This is a genomic window from Paenibacillus sp. YPG26 (assembly GCF_023704175.1).
In the GTDB taxonomy this organism is placed as follows: Bacteria; Bacillota; Bacilli; order Paenibacillales; family Paenibacillaceae; genus Fontibacillus.
Map to the genome: position 1 here is coordinate 3,611,440 of NZ_CP084530.1, position 16,423 is coordinate 3,627,862.

General features: G+C 51.6%; 15 protein-coding genes. 8 read left to right on the forward strand and 7 right to left on the reverse strand.

Translation table 11 applies throughout. From position 1 onward, the window contains the following. The first annotated feature begins 7 nt into the window (after nt 1-7). Genes LDO05_RS17085 through LDO05_RS17095 form a run of 3 tightly spaced genes read left to right on the forward strand, consistent with a single transcriptional unit; the run spans nt 8 to nt 1,775 of the window. Nucleotides 8-334 carry a PadR family transcriptional regulator gene (locus tag LDO05_RS17085; protein WP_251376512.1) on the forward strand — a complete coding sequence of 109 codons (327 nt, stop codon included), beginning with the start codon at nt 8-10 and terminating at the stop codon, nt 332-334. After that, nucleotides 331-930: an HAAS signaling domain-containing protein gene (locus LDO05_RS17090; RefSeq protein ID WP_251376513.1), complete on the forward strand. Its 600-nt coding sequence runs from the start codon at nt 331-333 to the stop codon at nt 928-930. Before LDO05_RS17085 ends, LDO05_RS17090 begins: the two co-directional genes overlap by 4 nt. Nucleotides 931-932: 2 nt before the next feature. Beyond that, nucleotides 933-1,775: a DUF4097 family beta strand repeat-containing protein gene (locus tag LDO05_RS17095; protein ID WP_251376514.1), complete on the forward strand. Its 843-nt coding sequence runs from the start codon at nt 933-935 to the stop codon at nt 1,773-1,775. A gap of 52 nt (nt 1,776-1,827) precedes the next feature. Here the strand turns inward: LDO05_RS17095 and LDO05_RS17100 are convergent, their stop codons facing one another. Continuing rightward, entirely contained in the window at nt 1,828-2,280 is a 453-nt protein-coding gene (locus LDO05_RS17100; protein WP_251376515.1) for a hypothetical protein, read from the reverse strand. A 659-nt stretch (nt 2,281-2,939) separates the two neighbouring features. On the opposite strand from LDO05_RS17100, the gene LDO05_RS17105 reads away from it, so the two are divergent. Genes LDO05_RS17105 through LDO05_RS17120 form a run of 4 tightly spaced genes read left to right on the forward strand, consistent with a single transcriptional unit; the run spans nt 2,940 to nt 5,623 of the window. Next, on the forward strand, nt 2,940-4,232 hold the full coding sequence (locus LDO05_RS17105) for an ArnT family glycosyltransferase (protein WP_251376516.1): 1,293 nt from the start codon (nt 2,940-2,942) through the stop codon (nt 4,230-4,232). After that, on the forward strand, nt 4,229-4,939 hold the full coding sequence (locus LDO05_RS17110) for a glycosyltransferase family 2 protein (protein WP_251376517.1): 711 nt from the start codon (nt 4,229-4,231) through the stop codon (nt 4,937-4,939). Before LDO05_RS17105 ends, LDO05_RS17110 begins: the two co-directional genes overlap by 4 nt. Beyond that, nucleotides 4,936-5,283: a DUF2304 domain-containing protein gene (locus LDO05_RS17115; protein ID WP_251376518.1), complete on the forward strand. Its 348-nt coding sequence runs from the start codon at nt 4,936-4,938 to the stop codon at nt 5,281-5,283. The genes LDO05_RS17110 and LDO05_RS17115 overlap by 4 nt, the downstream gene beginning before the upstream one ends. After that, nucleotides 5,267-5,623 carry an EamA family transporter gene (locus tag LDO05_RS17120; RefSeq protein ID WP_251376519.1) on the forward strand — a complete coding sequence of 119 codons (357 nt, stop codon included), beginning with the start codon at nt 5,267-5,269 and terminating at the stop codon, nt 5,621-5,623. The genes LDO05_RS17115 and LDO05_RS17120 overlap by 17 nt, the downstream gene beginning before the upstream one ends. 114 nt (nt 5,624-5,737) lie before the next feature. Here LDO05_RS17120 and LDO05_RS17125 read toward each other — a convergent pair whose 3' ends face one another. From LDO05_RS17125 to pdaA, 5 genes are all read right to left on the reverse strand, one after another. After that, nucleotides 5,738-7,909: an MMPL family transporter gene (locus LDO05_RS17125; protein ID WP_481857066.1), complete on the reverse strand. Its 2,172-nt coding sequence runs from the start codon at nt 7,907-7,909 to the stop codon at nt 5,738-5,740. Nucleotides 7,910-8,328: 419 nt separating this feature from the next. Beyond that, nucleotides 8,329-10,215 carry an ABC transporter ATP-binding protein gene (locus LDO05_RS17130; RefSeq protein WP_276575523.1) on the reverse strand — a complete coding sequence of 629 codons (1,887 nt, stop codon included), beginning with the start codon at nt 10,213-10,215 and terminating at the stop codon, nt 8,329-8,331. After that, complete coding sequence (locus tag LDO05_RS17135) at nt 10,212-11,969, reverse strand: ABC transporter ATP-binding protein (RefSeq protein ID WP_251376521.1); 1,758 nt, start codon at nt 11,967-11,969, stop codon at nt 10,212-10,214. Before LDO05_RS17135 ends, LDO05_RS17130 begins: the two co-directional genes overlap by 4 nt. Before the next feature lie 36 nt (nt 11,970-12,005). Beyond that, nucleotides 12,006-12,482 (reverse strand): MarR family winged helix-turn-helix transcriptional regulator, encoded by a 477-nt coding sequence (locus LDO05_RS17140; protein WP_251376522.1) that lies wholly within the window; start codon nt 12,480-12,482, stop codon nt 12,006-12,008. 254 nt (nt 12,483-12,736) lie between these two features. Further along, entirely contained in the window at nt 12,737-13,552 is an 816-nt protein-coding gene (pdaA, locus tag LDO05_RS17145; RefSeq protein ID WP_481857001.1) for a delta-lactam-biosynthetic de-N-acetylase, read from the reverse strand. Nucleotides 13,553-13,691: 139 nt separating this feature from the next. Between pdaA and LDO05_RS17150 the strand changes: the two genes are divergently transcribed. Then, nucleotides 13,692-14,768 carry a site-2 protease family protein gene (locus LDO05_RS17150; RefSeq protein WP_251376523.1) on the forward strand — a complete coding sequence of 359 codons (1,077 nt, stop codon included), beginning with the start codon at nt 13,692-13,694 and terminating at the stop codon, nt 14,766-14,768. Between the two features lie 64 nt (nt 14,769-14,832). On the opposite strand, the gene bcaP is transcribed toward LDO05_RS17150, so the two are convergent. Beyond that, the gene (gene bcaP / locus LDO05_RS17155) at nt 14,833-16,233 is read right to left on the reverse strand and encodes a branched-chain amino acid transporter BcaP (RefSeq protein ID WP_251376524.1); all 1,401 of its coding nucleotides are present in this window, start codon (nt 16,231-16,233) and stop codon (nt 14,833-14,835) included. Nucleotides 16,234-16,423 lie beyond the last annotated feature (190 nt).

The following is a 16,423-nucleotide window of genomic DNA, read 5'->3' on the forward strand; positions in this document are numbered from 1 at the left end:
ATGTCCCTTGGATATCAGTATCCAATTCAAGAAAGGTGCTCTGGAGCTGTGTGTGCTTGTGCTCATTCATGAGCGGGACCGCTACGGATATGAATTAGCCCAATCCGTCTCCGAGCATATTGAGGTCGCCGAGGGCGCTCTATATCCGCTGCTTCGCAGGTTGGTCAACGATGGATACTGCACCACGTATTTGCAGGAGTCTACAGGAGGACCACCGCGGAAATATTACAAGCTTACATCAACCGGTGAGACCCACATGAAGAAATTAGTCACCGAATGGAAGCAATTCGTATACAGCGTATCGAGATTAATCGAGAGAGGGCCACTATTATGACAAAACATGAATTTCTTACCCAGCTAAGCGTGCAGCTGTCCCAGCTGCCTCCGGAGGAAAGACTGGAACTGCTTGAGGATTATGAAGCTCATTTCGCTTTCGGCAAGCAAAATGGCAAGTCGGAGGAAGAGATCGTAAGCGAGCTAGGCGATCCACATGAGCTTGCCAAGGAAGCGCTCGGGGAGCGGTTCATCTCACAGGAGCCTGTGTACTGGTATCACGACCCTAATAAGAAGCAATCCCAGCAGCATACAGCCGCTCCCGCACAGCGTCCGGGAAGAGGTATTACAGCCCAGGTGTTCGTTCTGATTGGCATGTTCTTCATGAATATCGTGCTGGCTCCGCTGATGATTGCCTTCTGGGCGGTTGTCATCTCTATCATGGCAGCGGCTTTGGCCGGAATCTTAAGCCCTGCGCTATTAGTTATGGATATGATATTCTACACCGTATCGCCTGCCAAATGGTTCGCCAGTATCTTCATGGTTGGACTCGGAATTCTGCTTGGTATAGGCTCCAAAGGTCTGCTTAAAGGCGTGCTCTTCACAACGCGCAAATACCTCAGCTGGAACTACCACCTTGCCAAAGGAGATGCTTAATTATGAAAAAATTTGCTATCTTAGCCATCCTGCTTATGATTGTTGGGGCCGGAGGCATGGCTGCCCAGAAATTCGCGTTCGGTGACGAGCTCCCTTCTTATACTAAGAAGTGGACATTTAGCCCGGGCGAGCTCAAGGAGCTTGTGATCAACAGCAGTTCCGCTTCCATAGAAGCCGAATTCATCCAGAGCCAGAATGGCAGCAATTATGTGGAGCTCTCGGGGAACACGAATCAAAATGTAATTCATAAGCTTGACCAAGTCAGTGTGAACGGAGGAAGACTTGAGGTTGACCTGTCTAACGATAGCGAGTTCCGGTTCTTCAACGTGAACTTCCAATCTTACAAGCAGCATATGACCGTTGCCTTATCTGACCCAGCCGAACTGGCCAAGGTTGAAGCCAATCTGGACTCGGCTGATGTGGAGTTCAAGGGAACTCAGGCGGATCAGATTCATATTTCAGCCAGTTCAGGCGTGATCAAGCTGAGTTCTGTCCAGGCCAAGACACTGAAGGCATCTGTAGACTCGGGTATTATTAAAGCGGAGAAAGTTCAAGCCGATGTTGCGCTTAGCGCAGAATCAGGTAATCTTGAGCTTGATCACTGGGTGGGGAACGGCAGCCTGAAGACATCGTCAGGCAGCATCCGGATTCAGGATCAACAGGCCACACAGCTTGATCTGGAAGCTGATTCAGGTATGATTGAAGTAGAGGCTAATCCGAACTTTAAAGGGTTCTACGATGCGCAAGCCGAGTCGGGAGTAGTAGAGGTTCCGGATTCACCACGGACAACGACCGATGTCATTAAGGCCCGCGTAGATTCGGGCATTATTAGTATCGGGGAATAGTGTTACATGAAGAAGGAGGACGCCCAGGGCGTCCTCCTTCTTCATGTGGTTCTTATGCAATTTCTTGTGCAATAGCTTCCCGGTAGGATTGAAGCGAGACATAAATCATGGTCTGCAGCACACTTTGATCCACCTCGGGGAGGATCTCCTCCGCGTAGTGCCAAGCGTTCTCCTCAATCAGCAGAGCAATCTTCTTGCGCTCAAGCTCATCCTCGCACATATCGAACTGATCGGAGAGCGTGGATAGATCGCGATCCGCAGAGTGCCCCAGCTCATGGGCGAACACGATTCTCAGAACCTCCTCATATCGCTCAAGGGATCCAAAGATGTTCATACATTGCTTCCTGATCTCTTCCAAGTACATGGTAATGCCATGCTCATTCATACTATATTTGCCGCCTACATTCCGTCCCCCAGGGAACCGGCTCCGAATACGGACGTTAACTTGACTGCCTGTTCTCGCCACCAACTCATCAAAAATATGCTTCGCTATCGTTCTGTTCAATATATTCCCCTTATTTCTTCGTAATTTCCGTTAAAGCAGACTTAGTATGTCCTATTATAATGGAAATCAAGGGGATTTAGAACAATTAACTAGTCTTTTACCCAAAAAAAACATGCTTAAAACAATTTATTTACAGTAAACTTCACATTAGTCCCTCCGGGCATGAATGAAACGTGCTGTTAAGCCGCGCCGGACATGGTTGAAATACGGGTTCAATCCAGCTAAAATATAGGTACCAAGCATGGCCGGATGACATTGAGGAGGGTTGCAGAAGATCTGCAGCCCTCTCTTTAGGTTGTCAGAACGTATCCTCCCCGAGTTCACCTTATCCTGATTCGATGGAGACCTGCACCATAAGAGTAGATACCCCATCTCTCTGGACACCTTACGGGGCATTGCCAGCCTGTACTTATGGGAGGCGATCAACCGCGGAGCGGTGGACTCGGCCCAGGCTTTGGAGGATCTCGTCCAGTCTGCTCCGAAGCCGGGTCCATGATTTACCTGGGCTGTAGGATGACCCCACAGTAACTTTTTACAATAATACAACGTTTGAAAGATAAGCATGGAACTTTCATGGAATTTGAGATAACATGGACAATGGGCAACATCCGGTAAATCCTGTAATTTTCCATATATTATAGAGTGGGGTTGAAATTAAATTGTTCTCTTTATCCGAGGTCAGCCGTCCTGCAAAACGGCTTCTTGCGGTGTTCATCGCGCTCGTGCTCATTCTCTCTTGTATTATTGTACTGAGCTATAACAACTACTTTCTGCTCGGGGATCTGATTAAACGCAACAATGATGACGTAAAGTACATTCACAGCGCCAAGCTGCTGCTAAATGAGGGGATACTCGCCTACAATTCCGGTGAGCAGCCCTCTGCCTTCATTATGCCGGGAATGCCGATTCTGCTGGCAGGTGTCATGGCTGTTTTTGGACAGGATGATGTGGGCATTAATGCCTTCCGCATTCTCCAATGTGTCATGCAGGCTTTCTCCGTCTATCTGATCTTCATTATTGGCCGCCGCGTATTTAATACACGAGTTGCCTTAATTACCGCAGCCATCTGTGTCGTCTATCCGCCGGATTACTTCTCATCGGGAAGCATTCTGTCCGAGACCACGTTCCGTACCATGCAGCTGCTGCTGATCTGTCTGGCTTTTGTCGCCATGGATAAGCGGAAGACGTTCTGGTATATTCTCATTGGTCTGCTTGTCGCGGCTGCCGCTTATCTCAAGCCGCATGCGACCTTGTATCCGGCCATCTTCTTCATATTGTGGTGGAAGCAGCGGACGCCTTGGAGAGAGATTGTCAAATATGCAGGCGCCATGGCCGCAGTCTATATTGTGTGCCTTCTGCCTTGGTGGATACGGAATATGATCACCTTTGACAAGTTCATTCTGTTCACCAACTCGGGGGGAAGCCCCTTCCTGCTGGGCACCAAAATTCGCGGAGCATTGCCTCCTGCCGGATTCTTCGTAGAGCACCCGGAATATGACCCGAAGACGATCTTTCAAGGTTCAGACAGCACCGCGGTCGCCAAAGGCCTCGATATTATCAAATACGGATTCTTGCATGAACCGGTGAAATATACGTACTGGTATACTTTAGGCCGATGGGTCGAACTTTATATTCATCCGTTCTATTCCCGGCCTTTCTGGCCGATCACCCGCCCGGTGATGAACGTGCTTCAAATGATTATGATGGCGGTAAGTATTATCGGGCTTGTCTGGGCGCTGATCAAGCACCGGATGGAGCGAATGCTGCCGCTGCTGCTTACGCTGGCTTATTTTACACTCATCTACCAGCCATTCGTGGCCTTCAACCGTTATGGTTATCCTAATGTAATCATATTGTTCTTATTCGCAGCTTATCTGATTGACCGATGTATCGCTATGAGACACAAAGAACCATTGCTTAACGCAAATCAGGGAGGAACAGGCATCCGATGAAGATACTCATCATTATTCCGGCATATAACGAAGAGGGAAGTATTGTGCGGGTTATCCAGGATATTAATACACATGCGCCGGAGGCGGACATTGTCGTTGTGAACGACGGGTCTACAGACCGTACCGAAGAGCTGGCACTTGGAGCCGGGGCACATGTGCTGACCATGCCTTTTAACGTAGGAATCGGAGGAGGGATGCAGACCGGCTACATGTATGCGCGCAACAACGGCTATGATGTAGCGATCCAGATGGATGCGGACGGTCAGCATCCTGCCGAGGAGCTGCCCAAGCTGATCGCCAAAGCCTCGGATCACGATCTCGTGATCGGCTCAAGGTTCGTGGAGGCTACCTCCTACCGTTCATCCAGCGCGCGCCGGGTCGGCATCATCTTTTTCTCCAAGCTGGTGACCCTGGTGACCCGCCAGAAGTTCACGGACACCACCAGCGGATTCCGCGCAGCGGGACGCAAGGTGATTAATCTGTATTCCGAGTATTACCCAATGGACTATCCCGAAGTGGAATCGATCGTCTATTTGAAGCGCAGGGGCTGCAAGCTTACAGAGGTCTCCACCGAAATGCGCTCCAGAGAGACCGGGAAGTCCTCGATTACACCAATCAGGTCCGTATATTATATGATCAAGGTTACGCTCTCTGTGCTGATGAGCGCGGTCCGTTATGACAAACCGAAAGCCGGTGAGATCGGGTGACCATATACTTCCTTTCCGTAATATTATCGTTCTTATTCCTTGCCATTGTACTTGAGCTGGTTCGCCATCAGAAGCTGAAGGAGCAGTACTCCCTGCTCTGGATTCTGTTCGGGGTTCTCTTGTTCATCATTTCGCTCAACGTCCGATTCATTGAGACCATTGCTTCCTGGCTTGGTGTCAAATATGCGCCGGCCATGCTGTTCCTGTTCGGTCTGCTCTTCTGCTTCGCCTTCATTCTGCATCTGACGCTGGTTGTGACGAAGCTCTCCAATCAAGTCCTCAGATTGACACAAGAGCTGACGATCCGCAAAGAAAAGGAGTCCCGTCATGGACAAAATGATTAGTTACGCCTACCTGCTCGGCAATATCCTGCTGCTGGTTACCGGGCAGATTCTGTTCAAGATCGGCCTGCAGAAGAATGGCGGCCTGTCCGGTATTGGACAATGGACCAAACTAGTCTTCTCGCCGACCATTCTCGGCGGACTTGCCTTGTACGGAATCGCCACCCTGCTCTGGTTCGCCGTGCTGAACCGGCTGCCGCTAACGGTGGCCTACCCGATGCAGAGCTTGGCTTATGTCTTCGCAATGGTTGCCGCTTACTTCCTCTTCGGCGAAGCGATCACGGCGACCAAAATCGCGGGCGTTGCCGTGATTCTGGTGGGCGTGTACCTGCTGGCGAAGTAATGGCTTATATAGCAGCACGTCAATTCATGTAATTAGCGTGTATATGGTTAGCAAGAACACACGAACAAGGCGCTCCGGTAACGGAGCGCCTTGTTCGTTATTTGTTCATCCTGCTTACCTCGCCCGATCTGCGGTGGAGGCAGCCTGGTCCGGGACCGGCACGTGCTTGCCCGGCCAGAAGGCCCAGCGGCCAAGCAGCACGGTAATGGCCGGAACCAGGAACGGCCGCACGATGAAGGTATCCAGCAGCACGCCGACAGCTGTGATAATGCCGAAGTGAACGAGCACCTGGATCGGCAGGCTCGCAAGCACCGCGAATGTGCCTGCGAGTATAATGCCGGCTGAGGTAATCACAGAGCCCGTCTCGCTGACTCCTTCACGGATGGCCTGTTTGAGCGGCATATGCTTTCTTTTCTCCCAAATGCTTGAGATCATGAAGATATTGTAGTCCTCGCCCAGCGCTACAAGGAAGACGAAAGAGTATAGCGGAATCGCGCCTTGTATGGCTTCGGCCCCCAGCCCGTAGTGAAGAATAATCCACCCCAGGCCAAGCGCCGAGAAGTAGGAGAGAATAACCGTAAGGACCAGATACACCGTGGCTACCACGGAGCGCAGATAGATGAGCAGCAGCAGGGTGATTAGGCCAATGACAACAGGAATGATGATGCGCGTATCCCGGTCGCCCGTAACCTTCGTATCATACTGGGTTGCCGTAGGCCCGCTGATCCAGACAGATTGCCCAGGCGCAGACACACCCGCTTCCTTAAGCGCCTGCTCAGAGGCGAGACGCAGGTCCGGAATGTGATCCATAGCCTCCATAGAATACGGGTTCATCTTGAACTGGACATCATAAGCGAGAATCTGCGGATTCTCCTTACCCTGCTTGGGCTCACCCACCTTATCCACGAAATCCAGCTTTTCCAGCTTCTCGCCAAGATCTGTAGAATTGCCTTTTGTATCCACCATTAATTTCACCGGAGCAAGCTCACCCTTGGAGAACTGCTTACCGATGATGTCAAAGCCTTCTCTTGAAGCCATATTTTTTGGAAATGAGGATAGAATGTCATAAGTGAATTTGATCTGTGTAGAAAATGCGGCAAGGACACCGAGCATAAGAACCGTGATGAGCATGACAGTCCACGGTCTGCGTACAACAAAGCTGCCAATCCGCATCGCATCCGGCTTACGCTTTCTTACGGATCTGCCTTTGGCACGGGCGCGTGACTGTTCCATGTCCGGGGTGCGCGGAATGAGCGGCCAGAAGGATGCCCTTCCGAAGATCGCAAGCAGAGCGGGCACCAGCGTGAGGCTGGCAATCCCCATGATGAGGATTGAGATGCTGAACGGTATGGCAAAGCGGTGATAAGAACCATATTCCGCAAGCAATAGAGCGAACAAGGACAGCACCACCGTGAATCCGCTCATGGCTATCGCTCCCGAGGTGCTCGTAATGGCCCGCAGCAGAGCCTTGCTCTTGCTGTCTTCTTCATGCAGCAGCTGACGGAACCTGGAGATCAGGAACAGACAATAATCGGTTCCGGCGCCGAACAGCAGTACCGTCATTATGGATATGGACTGCGAGTCGGCCACGATCCAGCCTTTGTGAGCCATGATGCCCAGCAGTGGGCTGATCACTCCATAAGCAAAGCCGACCGCAACAAGCGGAATCAGAGCCAGAATAGGCGAGCGGTAGATCAGAAGCAGGATGACAAGAACCAGTACCACCGTGGATAAAAGCAGAGAGAAATCCGCGTTCTTGAACAATCCCGTTGCATCAACCGAGATTCCGACGGGACCTGTGATTCTGGCTGTCATCTCCCCGCCCGAGGTATCCTCGACCGCAAAAGGATCGTTCCCGAACTCCGCGGCAGCCTGGCTCTTGAACTTATCCAGGCTCGTCTTGAGCTGGTCTGTCTCCGCGGACTTATCAAATACAATCGGTGCAGCAAGCGTGCTGCCGTCCTTGGACAACTCCGCTTTCAGCGCAGGCAGCGGCGCTTTGTGCAGCGGTACTACGAAGACCTGCTCAGGCAGGGGCGACTTCTCCACCTCTGCGGTAAGCTGTTGAATATGTATTAAATCCTCATCCTTCAGGCCGCCCTCCCGGTGCCAGACGATGATGGCCGGCAGGCCTTCCCCTGTAGGAAACTCACGGCTTGCCACGGCTTCAGCCTGAACCGACGGCTTACTGTCAGATAAATTCGGAGAATTATTAATCTCCTCTTTGTTCACACCTGGCCATATCGCGCTAAGAGCCGCAGCAAGAATGACCCACAGCGCCAGCATGATCCATTTACCGCGCCGGCTAGAGACCCAGGCGCCGAAACCTTTCTTAGGCTGATCCACTTGCATTCCTCCTCCATTATTCAGTAATTCCTAAACCCCGGGAATCGAACCCCTATTCTCAAGAGTAATGACCCGCGGGTCATTTCCAAGTCATATTATATATACCCAATGTGTGTTTCCGCAACCCAGGATCTATAAATTACACTGAATTTTCAAATAGAGGCAGCTTATAAGTGGAAATATCCTTAAAGGATTAGCGATTTCGTATGCAATATCTGTTGCTCTGTCGCTCAGGTTCTCAGTTGCTTAGGGGCTGATTACCAGCCAAATAGCCTCACTCCCGCAATACACGGATGTGAGGCTCTTCGAACTTATTAATACTCATATTTAGCTGAAATGCTGCTCTATTCAATCAACGCTTACCCTACGGCCTCCCGGCTGCTGTTATTGAACTGGCTGTTGTACAGGTCAGCGTAGAAGCCGCCCTGTTGCAGCAGATCCTCATGCGTGCCTTTCTCGATGACTTTCCCATGATTCATCACCAGAATCAGACTCGCATCCCGGATCGTGGACAGACGATGGGCGATGACGAAGCTGGTCCTGTTCTTCATCAGCTCATTCATTGCCTGCTGAATCAGCACCTCGGTCCGGGTGTCGACACTGCTTGTCGCTTCATCCAGGATGAGAATAGACGGATCGGCGAGAATAGCGCGGGCTATGGTCAGAAGCTGCTTCTGGCCTTGAGATATGTTGGAGGCTTCTTCGTTGAGAACCGTGTCGTATCCATCCGGCAGTGTGCGGATGAAGTGATCCGCATGCGCAGTCCTGGCTGCCGCAACGACCTCCTCTTCCGAAGCTCCAATGCGGCCATACGCGATATTGTCACGGATCGTCCCATTGAAGAGCCAGGTGTCCTGAAGGACCATCCCGAACAGGTTCCGCAGTTCTCCCCGCTTGAAGTCGGCAATATTCACCCCGTCTACAGTGATCCGGCCTTCATTCACCTCATAGAAGCGCATGAGCAGATTAATGAGTGTCGTCTTGCCCGCCCCCGTTGGTCCGACAATCGCAATCGTCTGTCCCTGCTTGACCTCTATATTCATGTCCTCAATCAGCATGTGCTGATCATTGTACCCGAAGCTTACATGCTCGAAGTCGACGTCTCCCCGAACTTTGGCAAGCTGGACTGGCCGAGTGGACTCCGGTACCTCCTCCTCCTCGTCAAGCAGTTCGAATACCCGCTCAGCTGAAGCGACGGTAGATTGAATGATGTTGGCGATGTTGGCGGTCTGTGTGATCGGCATCGTGAACTGCCGTACATACTGGATGAAGGCCTGAATGTCCCCGATATCCATCGCTTTGCGAGTGACCATAATTCCGCCAATGACACTGATCAGCACGTAGCCGATATTTCCGATGAAGCTCATGATCGGCATGATCATCCCCGAGATGAACTGGGCTTTCCAGCCGGATTCATACAACCGCTCATTGATCTGGTCAAATTTCTCGATCGACTTCTCCTCACGTCCGAACGCTTTGATAATCCGGTGTCCGGTATACATCTCCTCTACATGTCCGTTCAGTTCCCCCAAATTGTGCTGTTGACCGATAAAATGCTTCTGGGAGCTCCCGCTGATCTTCTTGATCGCCAAGAAGCTGAGCGGCAGCGTAACCAGCGCAATCAGGGTCAGCAGAGGGCTGATCGTCAGCATCATCACGATTACCCCAATGATGGTCAGCACCGAGGTAATCAGCTGGGTCAAGCTCTGCTGCAGCGTCGTGCTGATATTGTCCACGTCATTGACGGCACGGCTAAGAATCTCCCCGTTCGTACGGGAGTCAAAGTATTTCAGCGGCAGTCTGCCCAGCTTGTCATTCACATCCTGCCTGAGGTCGTAGACCGTCTTCTGCGCTACACCGGCCATTAATAATTGCATGATGTAAGTGAACACAGAGCTAATGATATACAGAACAAGCAGGAACAGAATGATCTGCCATATATAACCGAAATCGATATGTGCTCCGGGCTCCTGCAGCAGGCGGCCTTTCACCCCTTCAAACAGCTCGGTTGTGGCCTTCCCCATAATCTTCGGGCTTACAATACTAAATATCGTACTTAGTACAGCCATAGCAATCACGGCAATAATCTGAGCCCGGTGCGGCTGCAAATATCTAAGCAATCTGCGAAGGGTGCCTTTGAAGTCCTTGGCCTTCTCGCCCGGCAGGACCATACCCGGCCCCCCAGGTCCATGACCCCTTCCGAATCCTCCGCCTGGCGGGGGCCCTTGTCTGCGCGGCTCACTCATGCGATCTCCTCCTCTGACAGCTGGGAATAGACGATCTCGCGATAGACCCTGCTGTTCTCAAGCAGTTCTTGGTGGGTACCCATCCCTGCAATGCGGCTCTCATCCATAACGATAATCCGGTCGGCATCCTTCACCGTGCTTACGCGCTGAGCCACAATAATGACGGTGGATTCACCCGTCTCATCTTTCAAGGCGGCCCGCAGCTTCGCGTCGGTCTTGAAGTCCAGGGCCGAGAAGCTATCGTCAAAGATATAAATCTCAGGTCTTCTGACGAGCGCCCTTGCGATCGACAAGCGCTGCTTCTGACCACCGGATACATTGTTCCCCCCTTGGGATATCTCGGCGTCATATCCTTTCTCCATCTCGGAGATGAATTCCTCAGCCTGGGCAATACGCGCCGCCTGCCTAACCTCCTCATCCGTCGCCGCTTCATTTCCATAGCGGATATTCTCCGCGATGGAGCCGGTGAACAGCACGGCCTTCTGCGGCACGAAGCCGATCTTCCTCCGCAGCTCCTCTTGAGGAATGTCACGAACATCTTGGCCGTCAACCCGCACACAGCCGCTGTCCACATCATAAAAGCGGGGGATCAGGCTGATCAGTGTTGTTTTGCCCGAACCGGTTCCCCCGATAATAGCGGTAATCTCGCCCGGCTCGGCCCGGAACGAAATGCCTGACACGGCGGGCTGCTCCGCTCCCGGATAGCTGAAGCTGACATCCTCGAACTCGACGTATCCGCTTAAGCTTGGAGCAGGGGCGGCATACTCGCTAGGTTCAGGTCTCCCAGACTTCTCTTGCGCATCCTTGATCACTGGCAGGGTATCCAGCACCTCATTAATCCGGGTTGCCGATGCCGAAGCTCTCGGGACCATCACGAACATGATGGACACCATGATGAAGGAGAACATAATCTGCATGGCATACTGCAGAAATGCGATCAGGTCACCCACGGCCATACTGCCGTTATCAATACGGATTCCGCCATACCATATGATTGCAATGGACGATACGTTCAGGACGAGCATCATGGTAGGCATCATGGCGGCCATGACCTTATTCACTTTGATTGAGGTTTCTGTGAGGTCAAAGTTGGCTTTCTCGAACCGCTTGGCCTCATGCCCGGTCCGGTTGAACGAGCGGATGACACGGATCCCCGTGAGACCTTCGCGCAGAACGAGGTTCAGCCGGTCAATTCGGGTCTGGATAATCTTGAATAACGGAATTCCCCTGCTCGCAATTAGCAGGATCGCGCCCATAAGCACCGGAATAATTACCACAAATACGAGCGAGAGCGTCTTATCCTTCGACATCGCCATAATGATGCCCCCGATCGCAAGCAGCGGCGCGCTGACCATCATCCGCATCATCATCAGCAGTACCTGCTGAATCTGTGTAATATCATTGGTCGTACGCGTAATGAGTGAAGCGGTGCCGAGCTTATCGAACTCTTCCAGCGAGAACCGCTCCACATGCGAGAATACCTTGCTCCGAAGCGTCTTGCCGAATCCCGTTGCCACCCTCGAGGAGTAATAGCTGGCCGCGATAGAAGTAATAATTCCTCCTAGAGCGACAACCAGCATGAACAGCCCGATCCGCCAAATATATCCGATGTCCCCTGTGACAACACCCTTATTCACAATATCCGCCATCAGCGTCGGCAGGTACAGCTCTGACAGAGACTGAAGAAACACAAGTACAATCACGAAGATCAGTGGAATACGGTACGGCTTCAAAAAACGAAAAATTCTGATCATATCTGCTGTCTCCTCCCACGATTCAACATGGTATATCTAGCGATCATGCTTCTCGACACTGCTTCGTTCCTGATCCTCACTCAAGAACCGGGTAACCTTCTCCAGAAGTTCCGCCAACTGCTGGCTCTGTACCTCCCCCAAATGCTCATACAGCTCATGGAACCGTCCAAAGAAAGACTCCATTGCTTTGTGTGTCAACTCGGCTCCCACGGGTGTCAGCTTGACGCGCACAACCCTCCGATCATTTGGATCCATCCTGCGTTCTACCAATCCGCCCGCCTCCACACTGTTAATCAGCTGGGTAACTGTTGGTGAGGTGACCTCCAGCGCGCTGCTGAGCTCCGATACGGTGAAGCCCTCCTCATGTTTCTCCATACCTTTCTTGATATAAAAGAGCAGCTTCATCTCACTCGGCTTGCACTGCCCTACTGAGGGTCTGCGCCAATCTGCCCTACGAACACGGTTAAAGGCCTCGAAAAGCCTCTGAACCTTCGGATTCTCGTTGATGTCCACTAATTCACCCTCTTTGAATTTACTTACACAACTTAATAATTAGGTAACCTATTATATTGTAAAGCTAATTATATTCCTCCCTTGTTATGCATGTCAATTATGCTTGCTCCTGCCTGCCTATATAACGAAAAAGGCCCCCTCTTAGGGGACCTTGGAACAACCTTCTATCGAACAACAGGCCAATTAACCGACTTCGCTAACTGCCTGGAATCACGCTTGAATCCCGCCTGGGATGGCTCCGAATCCACTTAGAATCAGTCGGTGCCCGGAGCCTTTTGCTGACCAGGCAGGTCATTCAGGCTCTTGAACGTGTAGCCCTGCCTTCTGGCTTCATCAATAATGGCCCCCAGGGCGTCCGTGTTATCTTTGGATATCGCATGGATAAGCAGCACAGCGCCCGGATGCAGCTGACTGGTCACCTTCCGGAAGGCATAGTCCGCGCCCTTCTGGTCATTCACATCCCAATCCTTATAGGCCACCGACCAGAAGACATTCGTATATCCATACTGGCGCGTAACCCTCAGAGTACGATCATTGAATATCCCTCTTGGCGGGCGCAGGAAGGTCATCTCCTTCACTCCGGTTACCTCTGTAACGGCCTGCTTCACTTTATCCAACTCTTCCTTGATCCGCTCATCGGATACCGTGGTCATATCGGGATGGCTCCAGGAATGGTTGCCGATAATATGTCCCTCCGCAGCCATTCGCTTGACCAGTTCAGGCTGATCCTTCACATAGTGTCCGGTAATGAAGAACGCCACAGGCACCTTTTTCTCCTTCAAGGTATCCAGTATCTTCGAGGTATAGGCATTATTCTCGTAGCCGTTGTCAAAAGTCAGGAAGATGTCCTTCCTGCTGGTGTCTCCTGTAAATATCGCACCATTCTTATCAAGAATGTCCTTGAATCCTTCCTCGTTGATCGAGGGAAGACTTCCATTCACGCTCTTCTTGAACCCGAAATGAAACGGTCCATCTGCCCTGACCGTATTACCTGATGTGGCCATATTTATTCCCAGACACAAGCACAAGCATATGCCTATGGCTGTCGCCATCCATACCCTATGTTTCATTGGTCTTCTCCCTTGTATATATTTGTAACCTGCCCTGCTGCACTGTAATATGGTCTTAACCTTTGTACAATGAGCCGCTTCTATACCTGAAGACCAATATTAAATTTCTTAATTCCAATACAGAAAGGCATGAAGGCAATTGGAGCAACAACAACATCCCAAGACACGTAAGAAGAACTCCCTCTGGTGGCTGGGCAGTCTGATCGCACTAATTCTGGCAAAAGGAAAGACGCTGCTCGCTGTCCTGAAGTTCAGCAAGCTGGGCGGCGCCCTGATCTCCATGGCGGTGTCCATAGGCGCCTACGCTCTCATTTATCCATGGGGCTTTGCGGTAGGCTTTGTCGCTCTCTTGTTCGTACATGAGCTCGGTCATGTGATCGCCGCCAAGCGGAAAGGGCTTCCGGTATCCGCCCCGCTATTCATTCCTTTTCTGGGCGCATTAATCACGATGAAGCGGAATCCGCGGGATGCGCAGACCGAGGCCTATATTGCCCTTGGCGGCCCGATCCTTGGAAGTCTTGGCGCCCTGGCTATGTTCGCCGCGGCCTATTACCTGGACAGTCCGCTGCTGTACGCGCTGGCCAATGTAGGATTCTTCCTTAACCTGCTTAATCTGCTGCCCATTCATCCGCTGGATGGCGGCAGGATCGCCACGGCGGTAACCCGCTGGCTGTGGCTGGTCGGACTCATAGGAGGTCTATATGTTATTATTCTCCTGAAATCGTTCCTGTTCTTTATTATCTGGGTGATGTTCGCCTTTGATCTATACGGGAAGTATGGACGTCAGAAGAAACAGGCTCCTCGTTCACTTCGGGGCACATTCCAGGTCCCGGTGGAACACCTGCGGGAACAGGGTTACCTTATCCCGGGAACCGGGCACCGGCGGGAGCTGCCCTTCACCACGTACAGTGAACTGGACGGGCAGCAGTATGTGAAGGCGATATGGGAAGGCCTGGATTTCGAAGGCTTGATCGCCCTTCCTCAGCAGGGTCTGATTCAGAAGGTTCAAGTGGTTCAAATCGAACATGTGGAGAAGGAAGACGGCCTGCACCTCGCCATACAGTGTCAGGTTGAATACGAGGTCTTCGAGAATAACAAATACTATGATGTTCCGGTCGCTTCCCGCATTGGCTACGGAATCACCTACGTTCTGCTTGCCGCGGGATTGGCAGGAATGATGTATGTAGTGCATCAGGTTAGCGATCTCACTTTATAAGCCTGTACGAATAGAGGCTGGTCACCCGTCTACATGACAGGGACCAGCCTCTTGGAGTGCTTGCTTATTCGTCTTGCGTCGGCTTCGTTAGCCCGCTGTTCTTAATTCCGTAGGTGAAGTATATAACCAGACCGATCGCCATCCAGATCAGGAAGGCTTCCCAGGTCACAAGCGGCAGGCTGAACAGCAGATACCCGCAGAAGATAATAGCCAGCAGTGGAATTACCGGAACCCAGGGCACCCGGAAGGAACGCTGCAGATCCGGACGCGCCTTGCGCAAAATAATAATACCGATGGCCACCGAGATGAACGCGAACAGGGTACCAATGCTGACCAGATCCGACAATCTGTCGAGGGGAAGCACACCCGCGAAGAAAGCCACGATGATTCCTGTTGCCCATGTGCTGACCGTAGGTGCTTTGGTCTTCGGATTCAACCGGGACAGCTTCTTCGGCAGCAGGCCGTCACGTCCAATTGCATAGAGCAGGCGTGTCTGTCCATACAAGAGCACGAACAATACCGTGGTGATCCCGACAATAGCTCCGATTGAGATGAATCCGGCAATCCAGTCCTGATGAATGAACTGAATGGCGAAGGCTACCGGGTTCTTCACATCAAGCATCTGGTAAGGCACGATGCCGGTTAGCACGGCCGTCACCAGCACGTACAGCAGGGCGCATACAACTAGCGAAGCAATGATGCCGCGCGGGAGATCTCTCTGCGGATTACGAACTTCCTCCGCTGCGGTTGCTACTACATCGAAGCCGATGTAGGCGATGAATGCGGTGGCTGCGCCCGTCATTACACCTCCGAAGCCGAACGGCATGAACGGAGTCCAGTTGGCGGGCTTCACATAGAATACACCGACAACGAGGAAGAGCACGATGACAGCAATCTTGATTACCACCATAATCGTGTTCAGCCGGGTTGACTCCTTGGCTCCCCGCGAGACCATGAAGGTCAGCAGCAGCGCAATAAGGACAGCAGGCAGATCAATATAGGTTCCTTTACTCGTATCAAAAGCACTTGTGAAGGCATGCGGCAGATGAATGCCGAAGCCGGACAGCAGCCCCTGGAAGTATCCCGACCATCCACTGGCTACCATCGATGCCGCGAAACCGTATTCCAGGATAAGATCCCAGCCTAATATCCAGGCGACAATCTCCCCGAAGGTGGCATAACTGTAAGTATATGCACTGCCGGAGACAGGGACCATTGAGGCCAGCTCCGCGTAACAGAGCGCACAGAAGGCACAGACCAGTCCTGCAATTACGAACGACAGGATCAATGCTGGTCCTGCATGCCGGGCAGCCGCTACACCGGTCATAACGAAGATCCCGGTACCCACCACGCAGCCAATTCCCAGCATGGTCAGATCAAATGCGCCCAGCTCTTTCTTTAAGGTATTGCCTTTGTTCTTCATCTCCATCATGGATGAGATGGATTTTCTCCTCATTATGTTCATCCGGATTCCCCTACTCTAAATTTAGTCAGTTCTAGCTTGTTATGAGTATTAATTTCTTGTATCATATTTCGCTATTATAAGAAATTTAACCAAACAAAAGAAGAATAAGCTGTGAGGTAATATATTACTTTTTTATTTTTTTGGGTTTCAGACGCAAAAAAAGCACCCCGTCTGGATGCTTTCACTAATA